19 protein-coding genes and 1 tRNA gene are annotated in these 23049 nt (G+C 54.1%); 5 read left to right on the top strand and 15 right to left on the bottom strand.

What is annotated here, in order from left to right; all coding sequences use genetic code 11:
• Window positions 1-357: 357 nt before the first annotated feature.
• The 3 genes from HC248_RS17855 (at window position 358) to HC248_RS13235 (ending at window position 4248) form a co-directional block, all read left to right on the top strand.
• The gene (locus HC248_RS17855) at window positions 358-483 is read left to right on the top strand and encodes a hypothetical protein (RefSeq protein ID WP_272953619.1); all 126 of its coding nucleotides are present in this window, start codon (window positions 358-360) and stop codon (window positions 481-483) included.
• Window positions 484-741: 258 nt separating this feature from the next.
• Window positions 742-2952 carry a TonB-dependent receptor gene (locus tag HC248_RS13240; RefSeq protein ID WP_168922882.1) on the top strand — a complete coding sequence of 737 codons (2211 nt, stop codon included), beginning with the start codon at window positions 742-744 and terminating at the stop codon, window positions 2950-2952.
• A complete protein-coding gene (locus HC248_RS13235; protein WP_168922881.1) occupies window positions 2953-4248 on the top strand; it encodes a PepSY-associated TM helix domain-containing protein in 1296 nt (431 codons plus the stop codon).
• Window positions 4249-4426: 178 nt separating this feature from the next.
• On the opposite strand, the gene bfr is transcribed toward HC248_RS13235, so the two are convergent.
• The 7 genes from bfr to HC248_RS13200 form a co-directional block, all read right to left on the bottom strand.
• Window positions 4427-4903: a bacterioferritin gene (bfr, locus tag HC248_RS13230; RefSeq protein ID WP_168922880.1), complete on the bottom strand. Its 477-nt coding sequence runs from the start codon at window positions 4901-4903 to the stop codon at window positions 4427-4429.
• A 104-nt stretch (window positions 4904-5007) separates the two neighbouring features.
• A complete protein-coding gene (locus tag HC248_RS13225) occupies window positions 5008-6180 on the bottom strand; it encodes a DUF1513 domain-containing protein (protein WP_168922879.1) in 1173 nt (390 codons plus the stop codon).
• Entirely contained in the window at window positions 6140-7276 is a 1137-nt protein-coding gene (locus HC248_RS13220) for an imelysin family protein (RefSeq protein WP_168922878.1), read from the bottom strand. The genes HC248_RS13225 and HC248_RS13220 overlap by 41 nt, the downstream gene beginning before the upstream one ends.
• A complete protein-coding gene (locus HC248_RS13215) occupies window positions 7273-8742 on the bottom strand; it encodes a di-heme oxidoreductase family protein (RefSeq protein WP_238342629.1) in 1470 nt (489 codons plus the stop codon). Before HC248_RS13215 ends, HC248_RS13220 begins: the two co-directional genes overlap by 4 nt.
• Before the next feature lie 38 nt (window positions 8743-8780).
• On the bottom strand, window positions 8781-9983 hold the full coding sequence (locus tag HC248_RS13210) for an imelysin family protein (protein ID WP_168922876.1): 1203 nt from the start codon (window positions 9981-9983) through the stop codon (window positions 8781-8783).
• Between the two features lie 114 nt (window positions 9984-10097).
• On the bottom strand, window positions 10098-10316 hold the full coding sequence (locus tag HC248_RS13205; RefSeq protein ID WP_168922875.1) for a (2Fe-2S)-binding protein: 219 nt from the start codon (window positions 10314-10316) through the stop codon (window positions 10098-10100).
• A gap of 121 nt (window positions 10317-10437) precedes the next feature.
• Window positions 10438-10659 (bottom strand): hypothetical protein, encoded by a 222-nt coding sequence (locus HC248_RS13200; RefSeq protein ID WP_168922874.1) that lies wholly within the window; start codon window positions 10657-10659, stop codon window positions 10438-10440.
• Between the two features lie 218 nt (window positions 10660-10877).
• Here HC248_RS13200 and HC248_RS13195 point away from each other — a divergent pair, with 218 nt between their 5' ends.
• A complete protein-coding gene (locus HC248_RS13195; protein ID WP_202882471.1) occupies window positions 10878-11162 on the top strand; it encodes a BrnT family toxin in 285 nt (94 codons plus the stop codon).
• Window positions 11137-11463 carry a BrnA antitoxin family protein gene (locus HC248_RS13190; protein ID WP_168922873.1) on the top strand — a complete coding sequence of 109 codons (327 nt, stop codon included), beginning with the start codon at window positions 11137-11139 and terminating at the stop codon, window positions 11461-11463. Before HC248_RS13195 ends, HC248_RS13190 begins: the two co-directional genes overlap by 26 nt.
• A gap of 262 nt (window positions 11464-11725) precedes the next feature.
• Here the strand turns inward: HC248_RS13190 and HC248_RS13185 are convergent.
• The 8 genes from HC248_RS13185 to HC248_RS13150 form a co-directional block, all read right to left on the bottom strand.
• Window positions 11726-11801: transfer RNA gene (locus HC248_RS13185), tRNA-Thr, on the bottom strand.
• Window positions 11802-11844: 43 nt separating this feature from the next.
• Entirely contained in the window at window positions 11845-12858 is a 1014-nt protein-coding gene (locus HC248_RS13180; RefSeq protein ID WP_168922872.1) for a class 1 fructose-bisphosphatase, read from the bottom strand.
• 22 nt (window positions 12859-12880) lie between these two features.
• Window positions 12881-15571, bottom strand: coding sequence for an aminopeptidase N (gene pepN / locus HC248_RS13175; RefSeq protein ID WP_168922871.1), 2691 nt, complete (start codon window positions 15569-15571; stop codon window positions 12881-12883).
• A gap of 58 nt (window positions 15572-15629) precedes the next feature.
• Window positions 15630-16734, bottom strand: a protein-coding gene (gene prfB, locus HC248_RS13170) for a peptide chain release factor 2 (protein WP_168922870.1) whose coding sequence is annotated in 2 segments (ribosomal slippage) — window positions 15630-16652 and window positions 16654-16734 — 1104 coding nt in all. Because the reading frame shifts where the segments join, the coding sequence is not laid out codon by codon here.
• 136 nt (window positions 16735-16870) lie between these two features.
• Window positions 16871-18076 (bottom strand): hybrid sensor histidine kinase/response regulator, encoded by a 1206-nt coding sequence (locus HC248_RS13165; RefSeq protein WP_168922869.1) that lies wholly within the window; start codon window positions 18074-18076, stop codon window positions 16871-16873.
• Window positions 18070-18690, bottom strand: coding sequence for a chemotaxis protein CheB (locus tag HC248_RS13160; protein WP_168922868.1), 621 nt, complete (start codon window positions 18688-18690; stop codon window positions 18070-18072). Before HC248_RS13160 ends, HC248_RS13165 begins: the two co-directional genes overlap by 7 nt.
• Window positions 18691-18695: 5 nt before the next feature.
• Window positions 18696-19550 (bottom strand): CheR family methyltransferase, encoded by an 855-nt coding sequence (locus HC248_RS13155; protein WP_168923843.1) that lies wholly within the window; start codon window positions 19548-19550, stop codon window positions 18696-18698.
• 17 nt (window positions 19551-19567) lie between these two features.
• Window positions 19568-23044, bottom strand: a complete 3477-nt coding sequence (locus HC248_RS13150; RefSeq protein ID WP_168922867.1) for a response regulator — start codon at window positions 23042-23044, stop codon at window positions 19568-19570.
• Between the last annotated feature and the right edge of the window lie 5 nt (window positions 23045-23049).

Raw genomic sequence — 23049 nt, 5'->3', positions numbered from 1 at the left:
GGGCCGTTTTTTAAGAATAAAGTGTTTTGAGAACGATTGAAGCAGCGTATAAAAAAATGGCTTCGCTAGGTGGGCTTAGACTTTAGGTTTGCTATTTCGCAGTGGCTTTGTGTCATAGACTTTTACCGCCTCTCTTTGTCGCACTTGCTTCAGAGCATCAGCATCACCTTCGTAGGGATCAGTTGAGCCAATTGCACTTGCTGACGCTGGCTCAGAAAAAGCGATGAGCACGATGCCCATGATGTAGATGGCAGCAATATTTTTACCACGCTACAAACCAGCTTGCTTGATGGTGGATGCGCGTTGAAACTGCTGTGTTTCAGCACAATCACGGTCAAGACTCAAGGTCTCAATCTAATGAACGCTTTGCTTGTTCATGCTTCAAAAATACTCAGCGATGCTGACATGCGGGGGGATGCCCTAATGTGGGCGGCGGCCTGCGTGGCACTGACTTGTGATGCTGTTTGTGAGCTACTTGCCTGACTCTCACCAACATTGGGTTTACCGGCAAAGTGATCGATAGCGCTGAACACGTCTGGATTTAAAACTGAGCACGCTTTGGCCGATTGCTCTCGGGCATTAAATTGGTCGCTAAAACAACTGGTTTGGCTGCATGACAAAAGCTTGAGAACGGCATTTTGTGAGTCATGGTTGTCTTCATCTGCCCAAACAATCATCTTCGTTTTTGAGGATTTACATTTCTGTAATAATACTCATTCTCATTTACAAGAATTTTCAGAAATGCTTTTACAACCCAATCTCACGCCCATCGCCGTCGCTGCAGCTCTGTTTTTTGTTACCCAAACGACGTATGCACAAGCGTCAAAGCAAACCACAACCGAGCCTGAAGTACAGACACTGGGGGTTATCACCGTAAACGCCAGTGCTGATGCTTCGGCTGAAGGTTTGAGCAAACCTTTCGCTGGCGGTCAAGTCGCTCGGGGCGGCAGAGTGGGCGTTTTCGGTACGCAGGACGTGATGGATACGCCGTTTTCCAGCACCAGTTACACCAATATATTGATTCAAGACCAGCAAGCCAAAAGTGTTGCTGACGTGTTGCTCAACGACTCATCCGTGCGTCAGGCGCGTGGTTTCGGCAACTTTCAGGAGGTGTATATCGTTAGAGGCTTCCCGGTTTTCTCTGATGACGTCGCTTACAACGGTCTTTATGGCATGTTGCCACGCCAATACATCGCGGCGGAGTTTGTGGAACGGGTGGAGGTTTTCCGTGGCGCGAATACTTTCCTCAACGGCGCAGCGCCCGGCGGCAGTGGTTTGGGCGGTGCCATCAACTTGCTCCCTAAGCGGGCCCCGAATGAGGCATTGACCCGAGCCGGTCTGAGCCTTCAAACCGGCGGCCAGGCGTCTGTTTCGACCGATATTGCACGTCGCTTCGGCCCGAATCAAGACACAGGCGTTCGTTTGAATGCGGTTCGCCGAAATGGCGGAACTGGGATTGGCCAAGAAAAAGTTGACCTTACCGCCCTCGGCATTGGGTTGGACTGGCGCAGCCGCGATGTGCGACTCTCAGCAGACATTGGTTATCAAGACTACAAACTGACACAGGGCCGTCCCAGCGTCACGCCGTCTTCTCTTTTTGCGATTCCTGTAGCGCCTGATGCCAGAGGCAACTTCGCTCAGCCTTGGACTTATTCAAAAGAGCGCGACACCTTCGCTACATTTCGTGGCGAAGTAGATTTAACGCCAAGTCTGACGGCGTGGACCGCAGGCGGCATTCGCTACAGCAACGAAGACAACATACTGTCTAATCCCACCCTCATTAACAGCGCTGGTGACACCTCAAGCATACGGTTTAGCAACACGCGGGAAGACAAAGTCACGACGGCAGAGGCCGGTCTTCGCGGAAAATTCAACACCGGTGCCGTAGGCCACACAGTGGTGGCATCCATCAACAGCTTTAGCAACGACAGACGCAACGCTTACGCCATTTCTGCAGCATCTTTTGCCAGCAACATTTACAAGCCTTCTGCCTCCGCTTTTCCGGCTGAAAACGGACCCGGCTTTTTCGTGGGTAATTCCTTGAGTAGCCCGGGCTTGACTGACAAAATTAAGACGTCGAGCATTGCCCTTGCTGACACCTTGGCGTTTGCGCAAGACAGCGTGCTTTTGACCTTGGGTGCGCGCAACCAGACCATCCAACAGGACAGCTTTGCCTACAACACGTCAGCACAGATTGCCAACTACAACCAAAGCCGCACCAGCCCAGTCGCGGGCCTTGTTGTCAAGCCCAGCAGCCATATTTCGCTGTATGCCAATTACATAGAGGGTCTGGTGCAGGGCGGTACGGCGCCGGTCACTTTTGCGGGTCAACCGGTCACCAATGGCGGTCAGTCACAAGCACCGTTCAATGCAAAACAAAAAGAGATCGGCGCCAAATACGACGGCGGAACTTTTGGTGCCAGTGTTGCGCTGTTTACGACTGCAAAGCCGCTGGCGTATGTGCAAAATCAGGTCTACGGCACCTACGGCGAGCAACGCAATCAAGGCCTTGAACTGTCTGTCTACGGCGAAGCTGCGCGTGGTCTGCGCCTGTTGGGCGGTTTGACCTTGATCAAGGCAAAACAGACCCGCACCCAAGATGGCCAAAATGACGGTAAGGACGCCATCGGTGTGCCGCGCCAGCAATTAAATATCGGGGCTGAATGGGATGTGGCTAGCGTGCGCGGGCTCTCGCTCAACGCCCGGGTAATCAATACCAGCAAGCAATATGCGAATGCCAGCAACACCCAGCAGCTTGACTCTTGGACTCGCTTGGACGCAGGCGCGCGCTATCTGATGGAGGCCGGTAACGGCAATGTCTTGACCTGGCGTGCCCGCATAGACAATTTACTCAACAAGTCTTACTGGGCCTCAACCGGTGGTGCTGGTTCCAACTATCTGGTGCTGGGCGCGCCGCGCACCTTGGTTGTTAGCGCAAGCGTCGATTTTTAAATGCAGCGCTTAAATCTACGTGCTTTTTTCACCCTGATCCATCGCTGGGTTGGACTCACGCTTGCGCTGTTTTTGATAGTAGCCGGCTTGACCGGTGCGGTCACTTCGTGGGACCACGAGCTCGACGAGTGGCTCAACGCCGACATCATGGAAACCCCGGGGCGCGGGCTGTTGCTAGAACCGCTGGCATTGGCCGCAGCTGTCGAGGCGGATGATCCACGTGTGCAGGTCAGCTACATCACTCTGGCTCTCGAAGAAGGTCACGCCGCTTCTTTTTTCGTGCGCCCACTGGTAAACCCAGCGACTGGCCAGCCCTTTGTGCTGGACTACGACGATGTATTTGTTGACCCGGTGACGGCCAAAATAACTGGTCGGCGCGATTCGCAGGCCGTGTCCCTGTCGCGGCGCAGCCTGATGCCATTTTTGCGCACTGTTCACTACAGTCTGCATATTCCCGCCTTCTGGGGTACTGATCGCTGGGGTTACTGGTTGATGGGATGCGTCGCGCTACTTTGGTTGCTGGACAGTTTTGTTGCGCTGTGCCTGACTACGCCGCGTCGTCTACGCATACGTAGCGATGCAGTGCCCGTGCAACGTAGCCCGTCGAGTTGGTGGCAACGCTGGAAACCGTCTTGGCTGCTGCGCTGGAAAGCCGGTGGCTACAAGCTCAACTTTGACCTTCACCGCGCGGGTGGGTTGTGGGTTTGGGGTGTGATTATTGTGGTGGCGTTCACATCGTTTTCCCTGAACCTGTACCGGGAAGTGTTCTACCCGGTGATGTCGCTGGTATCAAAAACAACGCCTGGCCCCTACGAAACGCAGACGCCCGCTCCCTTGGGTCGTTACGTGCCGCCGACGATAGGTTTTGCTCAAGCTTTGCGCGTGGCGACTGCCGAGGCCGTTAATCGCAATTACGAGTATCCACCTAGCGGGATTTATTACGGCGGAGACTTCGCTTTCTACAACGTGTCCTTTTTCGACCCTGCCGATGAAAGCGGCGCCATGGGCATGGGCTTGTCTAACCTCTACATCGATGCCAAGGACGGCAGTGTGTTGGGCGAGTACCGGCCGTGGCAGGGTACGGCGGCCGATGTCTTTGTGCAGCTTCAGCTACCGCTGCATTCGGGCAGGCTATTGGGCATGCCGGGGCGTATTTTGATGTCTTTCATGGGTGTGATGGTGGCGATGCTGTCGGTCACTGGCATCGTGATTTGGGCGCGCAAACGGCGCTCGCGAAGGCAGATCGCCAAGCGCAAGACAGACACTTTATTGCACACCGCTAAGGCTATAAATTAAACAGCCCTTAGCGCTAGAGAAAGAGGGGGGCGGATTGGGTCAGTCCGTTTTTCCGTAATAAATGATTCAGCGGTTGCAGTTTTGTTGGGTCAGTATCGACGGTTGACTAACCGCGACAGCACAAAAAAAATAGGGCGCTAGCGCCCTATTGGATTCGAAAAAATAGGCGAGTATTAACTTACTCGATCTCACCCATGATGCTTTGCTGATAGTTTTGCAAGCCTATTTTTTCAATCAATTCGATTTGGGTTTCCAAAAAGTCAACATGCTCTTCGGTATCGTCCAAGATTTTTAGCAGCAGATCGCGGGACACGTAGTCACGCACGCTCTCGGTATAGGCAATGCCGTCCTTGATGGTGGATTGGGCGCCGCGCTCTAAGGCTAAGTCACTGGAGAGAATCTCGGGTACGTTTTCACCAATGTTGAGCTTGCCTAGGTCTTGCAGATTGGGCAGACCGTCGAGCATAAAGATGCGGTCCATCAACAGGTCTGCGTGCTTCATCTCACCAATCGATTCCTCGTATTCCTTCTTAGCCAACTTATCAAAACCCCAGTGTTTGAGCATGCGGTAATGCACAAAGTATTGGTTGATAGCGGTTAATTCGTTTTTCAGTTGTGCCTGTAAGTGGGCAATGGCTTGTTTGTCGCCGGTCATAGAAAATCCTTTTTTTACAATTGCAATGGAAACGATAGAAAGTGATGATACGTCGCGTATTTGTGTCTCTTCAAGCCTGAAGGTTATTAATGTCAGGTGTGAGGCTAATTGAAGTTGAGCCAGTGATTGTCGAATTGAAGGCGCTCTGCGTTTGCCGCGCTACTGACCACGCTGATGGTCGGAGGCGTTGTCATACTCAGCACGCCGTCCTGTCCACTGGCCCAGAGCTGGTTGCGCTGTTCGGTCAGCGCACAAACTTGGCGATGCGGCTGATTTTGGCGCCAGACGGCCGCCGACGTAAACAGAGCTAGCGTATCGGCGCGTGGGCAACTGACGGCAAAGCCGCCACCGGGCAGGGCGCAAATGTCGCCGCCATAGCCTCGCAAGCTGGGTTGAGCGGTTGCGGGCAAAAGCTGCTCTCCGTTCCACACCGCCAGCACGGGCGCGGCTAGGCGTTGGGCACTATCGAGATGCTCGGCTTGTAAAGCAATGCCTAAGCGGCGCGAAACCGGATCCCAGGCCAGATGACGAATGCTTAAAAAAGGATCGGCCAAACGCCACTGTCCCAACACCGCGCCGGTGTGCGGGTTTAAGGCGATTAGCGAGGCGTCCATGCGATCCAAACCGCGCTTGACGCGTCCGGTTTCCGGCAAAGTAGGAATACCGCCGTTAGCCACTATCAGGCTTCCCGCTGGAATCTGGCCCAGCGATTGCGGCAACACCAATAACGCATGCGGGTCCATGCCTTGGGTTGACCATTCGGCGATTTTTTTTAGGCTGTTGCGCTCACGAACGCCCAACAAGCCTTGCGCGGTTTCTAGGTTGGTTTCGGTGGTCCACAGGGTATCGCCTTGCGGGCTGGACTCTACATGGCCGTTAAACTGGCGGTCACCTTCTATCCACTGCCATTGGGTTTTGCCCGTACTGGGCTGCCAGCGCAGCAGCCAGTCGCCAGGTCGGCGAGCCAAAGCCAGTACGCTGCCACTGCCCTCTACAGCCAAACCGTGGGCTCGGGTGGGTAGGGCGAGTGAGCGGCTTATTCGCCACTGCGAGGCATCTACATCAATCAATCCAATATGGTTTGAATTTGGTGATTGCCAACTGGCAATCAGCGTGTTGGTGGGCGATGCGGTTTGACTGGCTAAGGCTGTACCCGCTAACCAAGGGCTTAGTCCGGCGATGGCCGCTTGGCTTAACCAGTCGCGACGGTTTAGACGGACGCTGGTGGCCTTAGGCTCAATCGCCATCGGCATCTGAGAATCCCAAAGGTGTGCCAAGGACGCTGACGACTTGGTTTTGAAACAACAGGCTAACGGCCTTCATCTGCTGAGCAACAGCCAGCAACTCTTTCGCACTAGCGTCGGGTTTCAATACAGCCATGGTTGCACTTACCTTATCCAACGCGGCCACCCAGCGGCCTGCTAGCGCTAATTCCCCTCTGCCTACTAACAAGGCCTCAATCGGCACCAAGGCTTGGCCGGGCTTAGGCGGGTTGCGGTATTGCGCTTCGGTTAGTCGGGCTTGGATTAACAAACTCTGCCACTGTGCCTTCCAGCCGGCTAGATTGCTCGCCATGCTAAGCCTCGCAAAAGCGATTTGCTCATCCTTGTTGTTGGATTGGCTGGTCTGGTAAGCGACTATGGGTTTTTCAATTTGAGCCCAGCGCAGGCGCTCCAAGCCCGCCAGCCATTGATTCACCCACTCGGTCATGGCTGCTCTGGCTTGGGTTCGCGAGTCAGTCCAATTTTTGCTCGCCAGTGTGGCAAACGCCGCGTCTAAGGCAACGGCTTCTTCGGCAATGCCTTGGGCGACTAAAGTTATAAATCGGCAATCGCGCACCGACGGTTTGTCTTGACCTGGCGCTGACCACTGGGTCAGCAACCATTCCATCGCTGGTAAGCCTTTGGCGGGCGTACCCACTCGCTCCATATCCACCTGATTTTGTGGGTCTGCCATTAAAGCGCGGTCTATAAGTTTGGGCCGGGTCGGCCAGAAATCGATTTGGCGCTGCGAGCGCCGTGACACCAAGGGCCCTACAGCGGGTGTTGACAACATTTCCCAGCTAAGCAGAGTGGTTTGCCACTCGGTGCGCACTGCCGCCAGCGGGGCATTACCTTGACAGAAACGCTCAGTCACCTGAAGCAACTGCTGGCTTTGTGTACGAAAACGCTGTGCCAGTGCTGGCATCTGAAAACTATAAATGCCTTGCATGGCATGTTCTGGGCCATAACTGGGCATGACGTTGACTGGCGCGTAGGTCGACTCGGCTAGCGCCGCTGCCTTGGGTGCGGCGTAGACGCTGGCGCTACACAAAACCAGGATGAGCGTGATCGCTGGGATCGAGGCGGGGCTAAATCGGTTAAAAAAATTCAAAGCGACTCCACAAATTTAATTAAGGCTTGGCGTTCGGCCAAGCTCATTTTTAAGACTTTTTGTTGCGCTGGTTTGGCCTCACCGCCGTGCCAGAGTATGGCTTCCAGTACGCCGTTGGCACGTCCGTCATGCAGCAAGCGTTGGTGGCCGTTGACTGACTCAATCAGACCCACGCCCCAGAGCGGTGGTGTTTTCCATTGCTGACCGTTGGCCTGAAAGTCTGGTCGTCCATCGGCCAGCGCCGGCCCCATGTCGTGCAGCAGCAAGTCGGTGTAAGGCCAAATCCGCTGACGCGACAGTTTTGAGCTGGTCAGGGACGGGAAAGGGCCTTCACCTGTCACGTAGCTGGGGCGGTGGCAGGCGATACATTGGGCTTGGGCAAACAAGGCCTGACCACGCAGTACTTGCGGATCTTTAGCTTGGCGGCGCGCTACTGGGGCGAGAGCGGCTTGATAGAACACCACTTGGCCGAAGGTGTCGTCGTCAATCTCGGGTGCTTTACCTGCCTTGTCAGTCTTGCCTTTTGCCGGGCAGCCACTGGGCGCTGCCAAACAATCGATTTGGACCGCTGTGCAGCCCTCTTGCGGGAACAGGCTGGAAGTGATGCCCATGTCGCCATTGAATGCGCCCGCTGTTTGGTGCGCCAGACTGGCGACATTGGCTTTCCAGCCGAATCGGCCGACACGCTCGGCTTTGGCAAATGCGTCCCAGACATGGTTAACCTGGCCTTTGACTGGGCCTGCGGCTGCGGCTTGCGCGCGCGCATTGCCTTCAATATCTGCCTCTGTAATGGCTTCGAGCAGACCTACACCGGCCAGTTGTGGCGCGATGCGCGGGCTGATCATCACATCTGGTGCCATCGGGCCGTAACCCAGATCGACTATGCGGTAGTGGGGTTGCTGCAAGGTGTAGGGCGTTCCGTCAGCAAAGCGGCCGTGAATGCTCTGGCTAGTGATTTCCACCCGCCCTTCAGGCTTGACACCGGCAATCGCAGCGTTGTTGAGTTGATCGCCATAATTTGGCTCGGGGACCACACCTTCGTGCGCGGCTGGTTTACCGGGTACCGATAGCCTGAGCAACAGCGCCACAGTGGCGTCGGGCTCAGGCCCTAGCGTGCGCGACCAGTCTGGCGGTGCGCCGCGCCCATCGAGGGAGTGGCAGCTAGCGCAGGCGCGGGCAATGAAATGCGGGCCTAGGCCGTCACGCGCCGTGGTGGACGCGGGTGCCTCGACCCAGTTGCGCTTGAAGAACGAGTTGCCAATTACAAAGCGGGTGCGCTCTTCGTCTTCTAGCGACGCTAAGGGAAAAGAGAAGGCGTTTTTGCCACTCGCGTAGACCGTGGTGCTGCCGCCAGTCTTCTCGCCCAAAGGGTCAGGGTTCTCGCCCGCTTGCAGCCAAGCGGTGCTAAGTCCACCTAAAAGCAGCGTGGAAAATACGGCCAAGCGAGTGGCAAAGAAACTTGTCATGGCCATGCTCAATTCAATTCAATTCAATTCAATTCAATTCAAGGCTGCGCGAGGTTTAGTCTGGTAATGCCTACCGCACTGGCAGAGGTGACGAGCAACTTCGACTGCTCTACCAAGCTGTCAATAGTGGCCTGAATCTTTAGGCGACCCGGCGCATCCTTGCCGCCCACAACGGCGCGGTCAAACGGTGCTGGAATGGCCTCAGCTGCTGCTACCGATGCGGCCAATTGGGCGCTGGTTTGAGCCGCCACTTTAGGCTGGCTTAGCGCCACTAAATCGGCCAAACCTGGGCCTTTTAACAGCGTACCGTTGGCCCGTTTGTATTGCCCAAGCCAGACATTTTCAATGCCTTTGGCGTTGTTCACGATGTCACGGTGTGTGCTGTCTGAAAAGCAGGAATGCTCGTCTTCTTGGTCTTGCGAATTGAGTGCGACTTCCATGCGCTCGCCGGCCAACTCACCGCGTGAAAGTGCACCCAAGCCGACTATGATTTTTCGTACCGATTCCTTACCGCCTTTTTCAAATTTAGCCCGGTAGTTTTTGCTGCCCGGTGTCCATTGGGCAGTAATAGCACTAAGGTCGTCCACTAGCAAAGCGGTCGATACGCTCAAGTACAGGCGCCGGCGATCTGCGTTGGGCGCTTTGCCGTCGACATAGTCGGTGAAGGAGCGATCGCCGGGGCCGGTTTCACTGCGGTCTTGGCCCCACAGCAAAAATTCGATGGCATGCCAGCCGGTGCTGATGTTTTCTTCGCCATCGCGCTCGTTGGATTCGGCCAGATTGGCTTTTGTGATCTTGAACTTGGGATTGTTGATGAGGCCGGAATTGGGCTTGCCTTCGACAGAATCCACATAAGCTTCGTCCATGGGCCAAGCATTCATGCGACCTTCTGGTCCGTTGTCGCCGTCGATAGGGCCACCGTAGAAACGAAAGGCTTCGGTCTGGCCATAAAATTCACGTGCCGCCAACCAACGAATGCGGGCTGTTGCCAGCGTCTCTACGGAAGGCGTTTTTACAAAGGCAGCAATCGCCGCTTGCATGGCTTTTGTTGCGCTCAAAGTGTCGCTGTAAGTGGCGTGAACTAGGGCGGCGTAGTTAGCCACCACAGTCGCGGGGCTAACGGCGGCAGCTGCGCTAAGCGCAGGTGTGATGGTCGGGTTAACTGCTTGCGCAGCTGTTGCACTGATCGAAAAAGCGCCCATTGCAATAGACAGGACGAGCGTGGTTTGGCGACAGTTCATAGGGATTTTTTCTTGGAAAGACAAAGGGGTAGCCTGCGAAAATAGTCGCAGCTTGAGAAAAGAGCAGGGCAGTACACGCTGAGCGCGTGCTGCCAAAGTCAGCGCAAACCAGCGTTAGGCGGCGAGGGGCATAGAAAGCATGTTTTCATTGCGCAAGTGCGCTACCGAGATCGACTGGCAGCATTCCGACCAAATTCGACGCGCACCTTGCTCACACTGCCCGCACTGGGTGGCGACGCCAAACTCCAGTTGAATGTCGTCAAAACTAGCGCCTGAGCGTGCGCACTGGGCGATAGTTTTGTCATTGACGCGATGGCAGACACACACAATCATGAAAACACTCCTGCTGGAATTAAGTGAGTGAATGATAATAGTTTTTATTCGTATTAGCAATTAATGTGACAAAACCTTGTCTGTCTGAGTGTTTTGAGTTGTTTACCCGGCGATATATTTGTCACAACAGTGCTTGGCTGGGTAGGCCAGCATTCAGTAGTAAAACGAAGTTTTTATTGCAAGAATGTCGATTCAAGCCAATCAGTCCTCGCACACTGGTCTTGCTATCGTCGTTGTCATTGTCATTGTCATTGTCATTGCCATCGCTTTCTGGCGAGTCAGAACTTTTTGAAGATTCAATCTTGTAAAGTCTTCTCTCAGTCGGTTGAAGCTGGCCGCGCATCAATTGCCACTATCCCATTGGCGGTGAATACAGGCCAATGTCCAGCGTAAAACGTGGCTAAGTCTGGTTGTACTAAAGCGTGTTTTGACAAAGATTTAAGCGCATATTTTGGATCAGGTTGGGTTGCAGTTAGGCGCCATGGCCGAATCCGGCAAATGGCATGTCATTGCGTTTGATGCTATGAATATTTACCCATACAACAAATAAAATTTTAATCAATACTGTTTACCTTTGATCCTGAGAAGAACGCAGCCAATATCAAAAAGCATGGTTTATCACTGGCAGATGCGCCCTTGGTATTTGATGCACCCGATAAGTTGACGCTGGTGTCTACAAAGGCTGGTGAAGGCCGATTAATGGATGAGGCAATGGTGGAATTAGCTGGCGTTGTGCTGGCGCTAATTTTTGTACTGCGTGAGCCCGCTCAAGTGCGAGCCATCTCACTGCGCCGGGCATCAAAACAAGAAAGGAAGTTGTATGCAATCTGGCAAGAAGACGGTTAAACCTACTGGCACCGACTGGGAGCGCGTCAAACGTGAAAGTGCCGACGATGCAGCTATTCATTTCACAACGGGCAGTGAGCCCTATGACCCCAACGATGCCGTCGCTGTGGCTGCGTATTGGGCTGGTGCAACAATCAAGAAAGGCCGTGGCCGTCCTGCCGTGGCGATCAAGCGCCCGACGCTGAATATGCGTGTAGATGCTGAGGTTTTAGAAGCCTTCAAGGCGACTGGGCCGGGCTGGCAAACTCGAATCAATCAGTTGCTGGCTGCCGCTGTGAAGCGCGGACTGGTGAAGTCGTGATGAGAACTGAGTGATCGCAACTTAGTTTTTCGGCGTCAATGAGTACGAGTTTATAGTTTTTTTGAGACTGTTCAAAAAGTTTTGTCGCCAATGGCTACCTGTAAACATTTGGTGAAAATTTCAACAGAACAGCCCCACGCGGATTTTCTTTGTGAGTGATTCTGGGACACGATTGGTGGGCAGTAGCATTTGCCGGAGTTTGTAATAGCCCCAACAAAAAAGGCTCGCTACTATTTTCATAGTAATGAGCCTTTATGTGTATTGGTGCCACTTGTCGGAATCGAACTGACGACCTTCTCCTTACGAAGGAGCTGCTCTACCAACTGAGCTAAAGCGGCATGTATTTAATACAAGCCCTTGAGTATAGCCCGGCTTTAAGCCTTAGCCTTTTTGTTCTAGGTGAAAGCGGGTGACGCGTTCGACTTCGTTTTTCGACCCTAGCACGACACTGACGCGTTCATGCAGTTTGGACGGTTTAATGTCGAGAATGCGTTCTCGGCCGTTGGTCGATGCGCCGCCGGCTTGCTCGATTAGCCAGCTCATAGGGTTTGCCTCGTACATTAAACGCAGTTTGCCTGGTTTTTCTGGTTCGCGTTTGTCCCATGGGTACAAAAATACGCCGCCGCGTGTGAGTATGCGGTGCACGTCGGCGACCATAGAGGCGATCCAGCGCATGTTGAAGTTTTTGCCGCGTGGACCGTCGCTACCCAGCAGGCATTCGTCTATGTAGCGCGTGACGGGTTCGTCCCAGTGGCGCATATTGCTCATGTTGATGGCGAACTCTTGCGTGTCTTGGGGTATTTGCACATGCTCTTCGGTCAGCACGAAAGAGCCTTGCTCGCGGTCTAGCGTGAACATCGCAACACCATCACCGACTGTTAGCACCAGCGTGGTTTGCGGACCGTAGACGCAGTAACCTGCAGCGACTTGCTTGCTACCGGCTTGCAGAAAATCTTTTTCTTCGATTGCGGTGCTGCCTTCGGGCTTTTTAAGCACACTAAAAATCGTGCCTATGCTGACGTTGACGTCGATGTTGCTAGAGCCATCTAATGGGTCAAACAGCAGCAGGTATTCGCCTTGTGGGTAGCGGTTGGGCACCACATAAATGCTGTCCATTTCTTCGGACGCCATGGCGGCTAAATGGCCGCCCCATTCATTGGCTTCTATCAGCACTTCGTTGGCGATGATGTCTAGCTTTTTTTGTACTTCGCCTTGCACGTTCTCGCTGCCAGCCGTGCCCAACACACCGCCTAGCGCGCCTTTGTTGACGGCTTGGCTAATGCCCTTACAGGCCCGTGCGACGACTTCAAGTAACAGGCGCAGCTGCGACGGGATGTGGCCTTGTAGGCGTTGCTGCTCCACCAAATAGCGGGTCAGAGAAATGTTTTTAGTCATTTTTTACTCGGTTAAATAAGAGTTAATCGGCCAATGCGCGGGTGACGACTTCTTGGGTGTCTTTGCTAAGGCCGCTCTTGGCTGCGACACGTGCAATCGCTTGTCTAGCGTTAGTTCGGTAGGGTTCTGCCAGCTTGCTCCAACGGTCTAGCGCGCGAGCCAGTCGGGCGGCCACTTGCGGGTTAATCGCGTCTAGCTCCAACACGCGCTCGCTCCAGAACTGATAACCGGCTGCATCAAGGCGGTGGAAACCGGCCGGATTGGCTTGGCAATAGCTGCTGATCACACTGCGCGCCCGGTTCGGGTTACGCAGACTAAAGTCGCTGTGCTTCATGAGCTTTTTGACGTTGGGCAAAGTGTTGCCGCCCACGTCAGGTGCGGTGACTTGTAGGGCGAACCATTTGTCCAGCACCAAGGCTTCGTTCTTAAACAGGGCGTGGAATTCCTCTAGCGCTGGTATTGCCAATGCGTGGCCACTGCCGACCAAGGCTGACAGTGCATTGAAGCGGTCTGTCATATTGCTGGCATTTTTAAAGCGTTGCAGTGCTATGGCTGGCCACTGGTCATTGCCTTCGGCAACAGCGGCCAAACATAGGTGCGTCAAGGCCATGCCGCAAAGCGCCCGCTTGCCGGATGAAACAGCGTCGGGCGTATAAGCACCGGTTTCTTGGGTCGCAGCGTAAGTGGTTTCCCAGTCGGCTTTTAGCTCGATTGCAAGCTGCTCGCGCATCGCTTGGCGCACGGTATGCACGCGCTGTGGGTCGACCACGGTTAGTTGCTCGGCCAGATAGACCTCGGACGGCAAAGTCAGCACCAGCTCTTTAAAAGCTGCGTCTAGCGTGGGGTGACGCAGCACGGCGCGCATGGCGTCGATATAGGCGGCGTCTAGTGCGGCGGGGTTGGCGCTGCTGTCATTGATGGCGGCGGTGGCACGGTTCACGGCCAAGCGCTGGCCCGCTTCCCAGCGGTTAAATGGGTCGCTGTCATGCGCCAGCAGGTGCAGCAACTGAGCGTCGCTGTAGTCGAACGCCAGCACGACTGGTGCGCTCAGGCCGCGCAAAATTGACGGCACGGGCTCGGCGTTGACGCCGGTAAAGCAAAAGCTTTGGCTGGCTTCGGTCAATACAAGCCGCTGGCTGCCGGTGTGAATCTCGTCTTGGCCTTCTAGTTGCAGCGGTAAGTCATTGCCATTGGCGTCGAGTAAACCCAATACCACGGGTATTACAAACGGCAGCTTTTCTGTCTGGCCGGGCGTGGCCGCGCAGTGCTGGCTAAAGGTCAATGTATAGGTCTGGCTGGCAGCATCAAACACGCCTTGAGCGGACACCCGCGGTGTGCCGGCTTGGCTATACCAGCGCTTGAACTGGGGCAGCAAACTTGGCAGGACTGAGCTTGGATTGGCGTCTGCAATGGCTTGCGCAAAATCATCGCAGGTGACTGCATTGCCGTCGTGACGTTCGAAGTAAAGCGTGATGCCTTTTTCAAAGCCGGCGCGTCCGACCAAGGTCTGGTACATGCGCACGACTTCAGCGCCTTTTTCGTAAATCGTCACGGTGTAGAAATTGCTGATTTCTACATAGCTGTCTGGCCGAACCGGATGCGCCATTGGGCCGGCATCTTCGGGGAATTGGTTGGTGCGCAGCACGCGCACATCTTCAATCCGTTTCACAGCCCGGGCTGAGGCGGTACCGGCCAAGTCCGTGGAGAATTCTTGGTCGCGGAAAACCGTCAGGCCTTCTTTAAGCGAGAGCTGGAACCAATCACGGCAGGTGATGCGGTTGCCGGTCCAGTTGTGAAAGTATTCGTGGCCGACCACGCTTTCGATATTCGAGAAATCCACATCCGTAGCGGTGGCCTGACTGGCCAACACGTACTTGGTGTTAAAGATGTTCAGGCCTTTGTTTTCCATCGCGCCCATGTTGAAGTCGCTGGTGGCAACAATCATGAAGCGTTCTAAGTCGAGTGGCAGGCCAAAGCGGGCCTCGTCCCAAGCGACTGAGTGAATCAAGGAATTCATTGCGTGCTCGGTCTTGTCTAAATCGCCCGAGCGCACATAAATTTGCAGCGTATGGTCTTTGCCGGCGCGCGTCGTGATGCGTTGCTCGCGGCAAACCAGTTGACCGGCCACTAGCGCGAACAAGTAGCAAGGTTTTTTGTGTGGATCTACCCATTTAGCAAAGTGGCGCCCACCTTCGAGATCGCCGGAATCGACCAAGTTACCGTTCGACAGCAGCACTGGGTATTTGGCCTTGTCGGCGCGCAGGGTCACGCTATACATGGCCATCACATCGGGACGGTCTAGAAAATAGGTGATGCGGCGAAAGCCCTCGGCTTCGCACTGCGTGAAGAAGGAGTCGTTGCTCACATACAAGCCCATGAGCTTGGTGTTTTTGCTCGGGCAGGTGGTGGTAAATATCTCTAGCTCGCACTCGTCGGGCAGGTTGCTGAGCACCAATTGATTGCCGTCCATCTTAAAAGTGCTGCCTTGGCCGTTGACCAATACGCGCGCTAAGTTGAGCTCTTCGCCGTCTAGCCGCAAGGCTTGGACTGGTAGATCGGTGTTGCGGCGCAGCTTCATTTTGTTCAGCACGCGGGTTTTGATAGGGTCTAGGTCAAAGCACAGATCAACGCTGTCTACCCACCAAGCCGGCGCGCTGTAGTCGGCGCGCTGTATGGCCGTGGCCGGCGCTTGTTCATCGAGTATTTGATTCATTTTTATTCCTGTCATAAAAGTCGAGGTCTAGGGCGCAGTGGTGCTGCGCCGGCCAGGTTTATACGCCTTGTTTGAGCGAGGCTTCGATGAATGGGTCGAGGTCGCCATCCAGCACTTTTTGGGTTGCCGATGTCTCGTAGTTGGTGCGCAAGTCCTTAATGCGGCTTTGGTCGAGCACATAGCTGCGGATCTGGTGACCCCAGCCGACATCGGTTTTGCTGTCTTCTAGTTTTTGTTGTTCAGCCTGACGTTTGCGCATTTCAAAGTCATACAAACGTGAGCGTAGGCGCTTCCACGCGACATCGCGGTTACCGTGCTGGCTACGGCCATCTTGGCACTGCACCACTATGCCGGTGGGCAAGTGGGTCAGGCGAACGGCTGAATCGGTTTTGTTAATGTGCTGACCACCCGCGCCACTGGCTCGGTAGGTGTCGACTCTGACGTCTGAAGGGTTGATGTCGATCTCAATCGAGTCGTCAATTTCAGGGTAGACAAACACCGAGGCGAACGAGGTGTGGCGTCCGCCAGAAGAATCAAACGGTGACTTGCGTACCAGTCGGTGCACACCGGTCTCGGTGCGCAGCAGGCCAAAGGCGTATTCGCCCTCAATTTTGATGGTCGCACCTTTGATGCCGGCGGTGTCGCCGGCGGATTCGTCTTCAATCGTGGCTTTAAAGCCTTTGCGCTCGGCATAGCGAACGTATTGGCGCAGCAGCATGCTGGCCCAGTCGCAGGCTTCGGTTCCACCGGCACCCGCTTGAATATCGAGAAAGGCATTGAGCGGATCGGCCGGGTTGTTAAACATCCGGCGAAATTCCATTTTTTCGACTTCGACTGCGATTTTCTCGGCGTCTACCTGAATGCCCAGCATGCCGGCTTCGTCTTCTTCTTCGCGCGACATGTCGAACAGTTCGGTGTTGTCGGCCAGCTCTGTGGTGAGGCGGTCAATCACCAACACCACGTCTTCGAGAGACTTTTTCTCCCGGCCCAGTTCTTGGGCGCGTTTGGGCACATCCCAAACTTTTGGATCATCTAGGGCGGCGTTAACTTCGCTTAATTTACGTTCTTTAGCAAGGTAGTCAAAGATACCCCCTGAGTTCGTTAACTCGGTTGCTCAGGTCAGCGAGTTGATTGCCAATGATATTGATGTGTTCTGCGTCCATGGGAGGGTCCTGTGTGGCGAGTAGATGGGTCTGATTTTGAGGCTTGATTCTCACCGGCTCTGGCGTAGCCAGTCGGCGTTTGAGGCTATTTTCTCATGCTCTGCTCGATGCCAAACGCAATAGCCCTAGAGCGCCGTTACATACGCACTTCTTCGGGCGGTATCAAAGGCAGATGGACGCTAAAAACTGACCCCTCGCCAACCCGGCTTTGCACATCAAGTTTGCCGCCATGGGCTTGCACCAGTTGGCGTGTGATGAAAAGACCTAGTCCTAAACCGCCAGTACCGTCGTTGCCTGCAGCGCGCTCGAATTGCTCAAATATACGCGGCTGGTCTGTCTCGGAAATCCCCACGCCTTGGTCGCGTACGTCAACTCGCACGCCCTCCTGGGTCGTGCACATGCTAACCTCGATTGGCTTTCCGCCGCCATAACGCAGCGCGTTGGTGAGTAAATTGACTATCACTTGTTCAATCCGAAACTCATCCCAGTGACCGCTTAAAGGTGCGGCCGGCGTGAGCGTGATGCTGCTGCCGCTGGCCATGGCTTGGTTGGATAGGCCATCTACTACTCGGCCTAAAAGCTCTGGCAAATCGACTTCAGTAGGCTGCAGCGAGAGCCGGTTGCTACGCAGGCGCGAGACGTCCAACATGTCGTCAATCAAGCGCACCATGCTTTTAATCTGGCGTTGATCGCGCTCTACCATTTTGCTCAGGTAAGCAGCGTCGAATAGGGCGGTATTTCCGCGGTCGAGTTGGCGCTTACGCAGCTGGGTTTCTAGGTACAAGGTGTTTAGCGGCGTGCGCAATTCGTGCGCCACCATGGACATGAAGTCGTCGCGCATGCGAACAGCAGTTTGCAATTCGCCATGGGTGGTTTGTAGTTCTTTGACAAGTTCTTCCTGAACCTGACGGCTTTTCTCTAGCGCTCTTAGCTGGCGTCGAGTTTCTTGCCGCTGGCGATAAAGCTCGACGAAGACATTGACTTTACTTTTGACCGCATCCACGTCTAGCGGCTTATGAAGAAAATCCACCGCACCGCTTTCATAGCCTCGGAAGGCGTAGTTCAGCTCTTTGCCTGCAGCGCTGACAAAGACGATGGGAATATGACGAGTTTTCTCTGTGCCGCGCATGAGTTCGGCGAGCTCAAAACCGTTCATGTCTGGCATTTGTACGTCGAGAATGGCCAATGCGAAATCATGATCGAGAAGCAAAGCCAGCGCCTGCTCGCCCGACTTAGCCTGAAATATAAGGCGATCGTCTTGGCGCAAAACGGCTTCTAGAGCGAGTAAATTCTCGGCCAAATCATCGACTATCAACAGTTTGGTTTTGTTATCGGTCAGCATGAATTTTTGTCCAGTTGAAGCAGTAATCTGCCAATATCTTTTAGACCGAGGATTAGGTCGGGTTGCTGCGCGCGTATGGCAGCTTCGGGCATGGTGGCGACTTGTGCCTCTAGCGGGTCTTGCACCACGGTGAGCCCGCCGCAGCGGTGAATTCTGGCCAGCCCTGCTGCGCCATCTTGATTGGCGCCAGTCAGCACAATACCGGCCAGATTGACGCCGTAAGCATCAGCCGCCGACAGCATTAGCAAGTCGATGGACGGTCTTGAAAAATGTTGCTGATCTTCATTGCTGAGCGAAAAGCTGTGGTCTGACTCTATCGACAAGTGGTAACCGCTGGCGGCGAAATACAGTGTTGCCGGGCAAATCGATTCTTTGTCAGCCGCTTCGCGCACGCGCAGCGTTGTGCGCTGCTGGAAAATAGCGGCTAACTGACTGCCCCGACTTTGCGGCAAGTGCAGTACGCTGATCACGGGTAGGCGAAAATCCGCCGGCAGACTGGTCAGCAGTTGCAGCAGTGCGTCCACACCGCCGGCGGAGGCACCAATTACAACCGCCTTAACTTGGCGGCTTCTGTCGAGCGGTATTGCCCGCAGTGCAGTCGTTTGGCTAGTCATATGTATTAGAGCTTACGGAAAATTCGTTCAGACTTGTCCAGCGCTTCAAAGCTTTTTGCATGGGTTGAAAAATCCAAACTTTCTTTGCTGCCAAGGCCTAGAAAACCACGCCGACCCAAGGATTCGTGAAACAGCGAGAGGGCTCGGTTTTGCAGCTTTTTGTTGAAGTAAATCAGCACGTTGCGGCACAGCACTAACTGGGTCTCCGAAAACACGCTGTCGGTGGCTAAGCTGTGATCGGCAAAGGTAATGTTCTCGCGCAGCGACTTGTCAAAAATAGCCGCGTTGTAAGCGGCGGTGTAGTAGTCAGAAAACGCGCAGCGCCCGCCTGACTGTTGATAGTTGACGGTGTGGGCACGGATGTCGCCTAACGGAAAAATGCCTTGTCTGGCTTTGTCCAGTGAGTTCGGATTGATGTCGGTGGCGTAGATTAAGCAGCGCTCTAGCAAGCCTTCTTCGCGCAGCAGTATGGCCAGCGAATACACTTCCTCGCCGGTACTGCAACCTGCAATCCAGATCTTGATCGACGGGTAAGTCGCCAGCAGAGGCAGCACTTGTTGCCTTAGCGCTAGAAAAAAAGTCGGGTCCCTGAACATCTCGCTGACTGGTATGGTCAGGAACTGCAGCAAGCGCATAAACATGGCCGGCTCATGCAGCACCCGTGACTGCAGCTCGGAGATGGTGGGGCAATCGAACTGGGTCAGGGCATGCAGTACGCGGCGCTTTTGCGAGGCACCCGAATAATCCCTGAAGTCATAGCTATAACGCAGGTAAATCGCTTCCATGAGTAAGCGCAGTTCAATTTGCGTGTTGGCCTCGGCGGTTTGGTGTTCCGCCAGCTCTGCGGCGGCCAATGCCATGTCTTTGCTGCTCATGCTTAGATGCGTTCCACGTGCGGCATCCAGACGCGTAGCAGTGAAAACAGTCTATCGAGGTCTATCGGTTTGGCTAAGTAGTCGTTGGCGCCGGCTTTAAGACATTGCTGTTGATCGTCTTTCATGGCTTTCGCCGTAACGGCGATGATGGGTAGCTTTTTAAAGCGCGGGTTTTGGCGTATGCGCCGCGTCGTCTCTAAGCCGTCAATGCCAGGCATCATGATGTCCATTAGCACCAGGTCTATGTCGCTGACTTCGTCTAGTTTACTAATTGCTTCAAAGCCATTGCGGCCGATTTCAACAGCAATGCCTTTTTGCTCCAGCGCGCTGGTCAAGGCAAAAATATTACGCATATCGTCATCAACCAGTAAAACTTTGCGACCGTCAAAAACTCGGTCTCGACTGCGAGCGGTTTTCAGCATGCTTTGGTGCTCGTAGCTCAGGTCGGACTCCACTGTGTGCAGAAATAACGTGACCTCGTCAAGCAGTCGCTCGGGTGAGCGTGCTCCTTTGATGATGATGGAGCGTGAATATTTCAACAGCTCAGCTTCTTCGGCTCGGCTTAGGTTGCGGCCGGTGTAGACGATGACAGGCGGGAAAGACAGTATGTCTTCGCTAGACATGCGCCTGAGTAGTTCGCTGCCTTGAATATCTGGCAGCTTGAGGTCAATAATCATGCAGTCAAAAACTATGCCTTTCAGCAGGGATAGCGCCTCTTCGCCGGTTTCCACTGCAGTGATTTGCACATCGCCGTCGCCTATCAGGTGCATGACGCTGTCGCGCTGTCTTTCATCGTCCTCTACCAACAACACATGTTTGACTTTTTGCGTCAGCTTGTCTTCAAGTTTCTTGAACACTTGCTTGAGCTGCTCTCGGCTGGCTGGTTTGACGGCATAACCAATCGCGCCCATTTGCAGAGCTGCTGCGCTTTGGTCCTGCGCGGAGACCACATGCACAGGAATGTGCCGCAGTGATGGATTATTTTTGAGTCGCTGCAGCACTGACAGGCCGGAGTCGTCAGGCAAGCCCATGTCGAGCAAAATCGCCTGCGGTACAAACTGACTGGCGAGCTTATAGCCATCTTCGGCACTGTGGGAGACCAAGCAGCTGTAATTCAGCTCATGGGCTAAGTCGAAAAGAATTTGGGCAAAAGCTTTGTCGTCCTCAATGATTAACACCACTCGACTGCCTAGGGGTTGCTGCCTGTCGTCGATCACCCCTGGTAGCAGGTCGGGGAGGACTTTTGGGCTCGCCAGGTTGGTCGCTTTCACGGCCGGCGCAGCGTGGACAACTGGGGTGTCTGGTGCCGATGAATCTGGCTTGTCTTGGTCAGGCTCATGCCACTTGGCAGGAAGTTGCAAGGTGAACACGCTGCCTTGGCCTTGACTGCTTTGGACGCTGATTTTGCCGCCTAGTAATGCGGCTAAGTCACGCGATATTGACAAGCCCAGACCAGTGCCGCCATAGCGCCTGCTGGTCGTGCCGTCGGCTTGCTGAAAGGCTTCAAAAATTATTTGTTGTTGGTGGGCCGGTATGCCTATGCCGGAGTCGCACACTGCAAAGGCTATCTGGCCGTCGTCAAGCGCTGAGACGGTTAGGCTGATTTCGCCCGACTCGGTAAATTTGATGGCGTTAGAGAGCAAATTCTTGAGAATTTGCTCCACCCGCTGGCGGTCGCTGACCAGCACACTAGGCGCATCGACATGGGAGTTCAGTACAAACTTAAGTTGCTTTTGACCGGCCAAGGGCTCGAAAGTGTCTTTCAGTGAATCGAGTAGCTTGGATATGCGTATGTTTTCAGGCGTCAGTTCAAGCTTTCCAGCTTCGACCTTGGAGATATCTAAGATGTCGTTAATCAGGTTGAGCAAGTCATTTCCCGCTGAATAGATAGACTGCGCAAACTTGATCTGCTCCGCATCGAGGTTTCCCTTAGAATTGTCAGCCAGCAGCTTGGCCAGTATCAGTGAGCTGTTAAGCGGAGTACGCAGTTCATGCGACATATTGGCCAAAAACTCAGACTTGTAGCGGCTTGCACTGATTAGCTCTATGGCTCGCTGCTCCAGCGCGGTTTGCACTTCGGTCAGGTCAGAGTTTCTTTGATCCAGCGCCATGGTTTGATGGGCTAACTGATGGTTGGTATTTTCGAGCTCGTTTTTTTGCTTTTCTAAGTTGATCTGGGACTCTCTGAGCGTTCGCGACTGCTCCTCAAGCTCCTCGTTGGCTGTGCGCAATTCTTCTTGCTGCACTTGCAGTTCTTCATTGAGCTGCTGCGCTTGGGCCAGCAGTGCTTGCCTTTGATCGCGGTATTGCGCACCATGGATCGCAGTGCCTACGTTGCCGGCGATGAGTTTGACAAATTCAAGGTCGCGCGCCACCAGTGGACGTAAAAAGCCAAGTTCGGCGACGCCTTTGACTTCGCCCTCGTGAACCAAAGGAATGAGAAGTACGTGACGCAGTGCGCCATAACCTAGGCCGGAGCCAACTCTGAGATAGTTCTCTGGCAAATCGTCCAGTTGCAGCACGTTGCAACTGCGTCCGGCTTGGCCGACCAAACCATCGTTGGTGTAAAAGCTTTGTGCCGAGTTTTTCTCATTCAGACTAAAGCCGTAAGACGCGACGCGCCGTAAGTCGCCGTTTTCATGCCTGACATATAGCGCAGCGACTGCGATGCCTAAATATTGCGCACTGAAGTCCAGCACCGTCTCGCCCAGTAGCATTAGCGTTTTTTGGCCAATCATTTGCTCAGCCAAGTGCGATTGGCCATCGCGCAGCCAGGCCAGTTGTTCTAGAACGCGGGCGTCTTTGTCTTGCTGATCAAGCGCTGTGCCATAGGCCACAGAGAGTTTGACCAGCTCACGCCTACCCATTAATGCCAGCAGTGCGCTGATACCCAAAGAAAACACAAGATAACCCAGCACAATCCATAGCGAGGTGCTTTTTGCGCTTTGATTACGCGCTATGAGTAGGCGCTCTTCAGCGTCATCAAATAAGGACAGTTCGTTGCGAATTTCATCGCTCAAAATCTTGCCGGTTTTGCTCGCCACCAGTTCAAGGTAAGGCAGATTTTGGCGGCGCTTGGCGATGATGTCTTGAGCGTATTCGTTCCACTGTAGTTGCAGAGCGGCGACATGTCTGATGTGTTCAAGCTGAGCTGGATTGTCATTCACCAGTTCGGTTAATTCTAAGATTTGACTGCTGCTGCGCGCTCGCGCAACGTTGTAGGGCTGTAAAAAAGACTCATCGCCGGAGATCAAGAAACCGCGCATGCTCGCTTCCATCTCAGAGCTCAACCTACCCACTTCATTGCCGTTACTCATGACTTTCTGGGTGTGCTCCACCCAGTTCAAAGTAGAGATCAAAAACATAGTCAGACCGAGAAACAGTATTCCGCTGAGTGTGCCCAAAGCCAGCGGCAAACTAATGTTGCGCGTGAGTATGTGGTGAAACTTTTTCTGATCGATTGAGGTCTGGCCAGTCATGGGAG

This window comes from Polaromonas vacuolata, assembly GCF_012584515.1.
Classification (GTDB): domain Bacteria; phylum Pseudomonadota; class Gammaproteobacteria; order Burkholderiales; family Burkholderiaceae_C; genus Polaromonas; species Polaromonas vacuolata.
Note: the sequence above shows the minus strand (reverse complement) of the source record. Positions and strands in the feature narration are given on the sequence as shown.

What these genes read in the sequence shown, in the direction of transcription:
- HC248_RS17855 (WP_272953619.1), top strand. Translation starts at nt 358, where the DNA reads ATGAACGCTTTGCTTGTTCATGCTTCAAAAATACTCAGCGATGCTGAC.
- HC248_RS13240 (WP_168922882.1), top strand. Translation starts at nt 742, where the DNA reads ATGCTTTTACAACCCAATCTCACGCCCATCGCCGTCGCTGCAGCTCTG.
- HC248_RS13235 (WP_168922881.1), top strand. Translation starts at nt 2,953, where the DNA reads ATGCAGCGCTTAAATCTACGTGCTTTTTTCACCCTGATCCATCGCTGG.
- bfr (WP_168922880.1), bottom strand. Translation starts at nt 4,903, where the DNA reads ATGACCGGCGACAAACAAGCCATTGCCCACTTACAGGCACAACTGAAA.
- HC248_RS13215 (WP_238342629.1), bottom strand. Translation starts at nt 8,742, where the DNA reads ATGACAAGTTTCTTTGCCACTCGCTTGGCCGTATTTTCCACGCTGCTT.
- HC248_RS13210 (WP_168922876.1), bottom strand. Translation starts at nt 9,983, where the DNA reads ATGAACTGTCGCCAAACCACGCTCGTCCTGTCTATTGCAATGGGCGCT.
- HC248_RS13205 (WP_168922875.1), bottom strand. Translation starts at nt 10,316, where the DNA reads ATGATTGTGTGTGTCTGCCATCGCGTCAATGACAAAACTATCGCCCAG.
- HC248_RS13200 (WP_168922874.1), bottom strand. Translation starts at nt 10,659, where the DNA reads ATGCGCGGCCAGCTTCAACCGACTGAGAGAAGACTTTACAAGATTGAA.
- HC248_RS13190 (WP_168922873.1), top strand. Translation starts at nt 11,137, where the DNA reads ATGCAATCTGGCAAGAAGACGGTTAAACCTACTGGCACCGACTGGGAG.
- HC248_RS13180 (WP_168922872.1), bottom strand. Translation starts at nt 12,858, where the DNA reads ATGACTAAAAACATTTCTCTGACCCGCTATTTGGTGGAGCAGCAACGC.
- pepN (WP_168922871.1), bottom strand. Translation starts at nt 15,571, where the DNA reads ATGAATCAAATACTCGATGAACAAGCGCCGGCCACGGCCATACAGCGC.
- HC248_RS13165 (WP_168922869.1), bottom strand. Translation starts at nt 18,076, where the DNA reads ATGCTGACCGATAACAAAACCAAACTGTTGATAGTCGATGATTTGGCC.
- HC248_RS13160 (WP_168922868.1), bottom strand. Translation starts at nt 18,690, where the DNA reads ATGACTAGCCAAACGACTGCACTGCGGGCAATACCGCTCGACAGAAGC.
- HC248_RS13155 (WP_168923843.1), bottom strand. Translation starts at nt 19,550, where the DNA reads ATGGCATTGGCCGCCGCAGAGCTGGCGGAACACCAAACCGCCGAGGCC.
- HC248_RS13150 (WP_168922867.1), bottom strand. Translation starts at nt 23,044, where the DNA reads ATGACTGGCCAGACCTCAATCGATCAGAAAAAGTTTCACCACATACTC.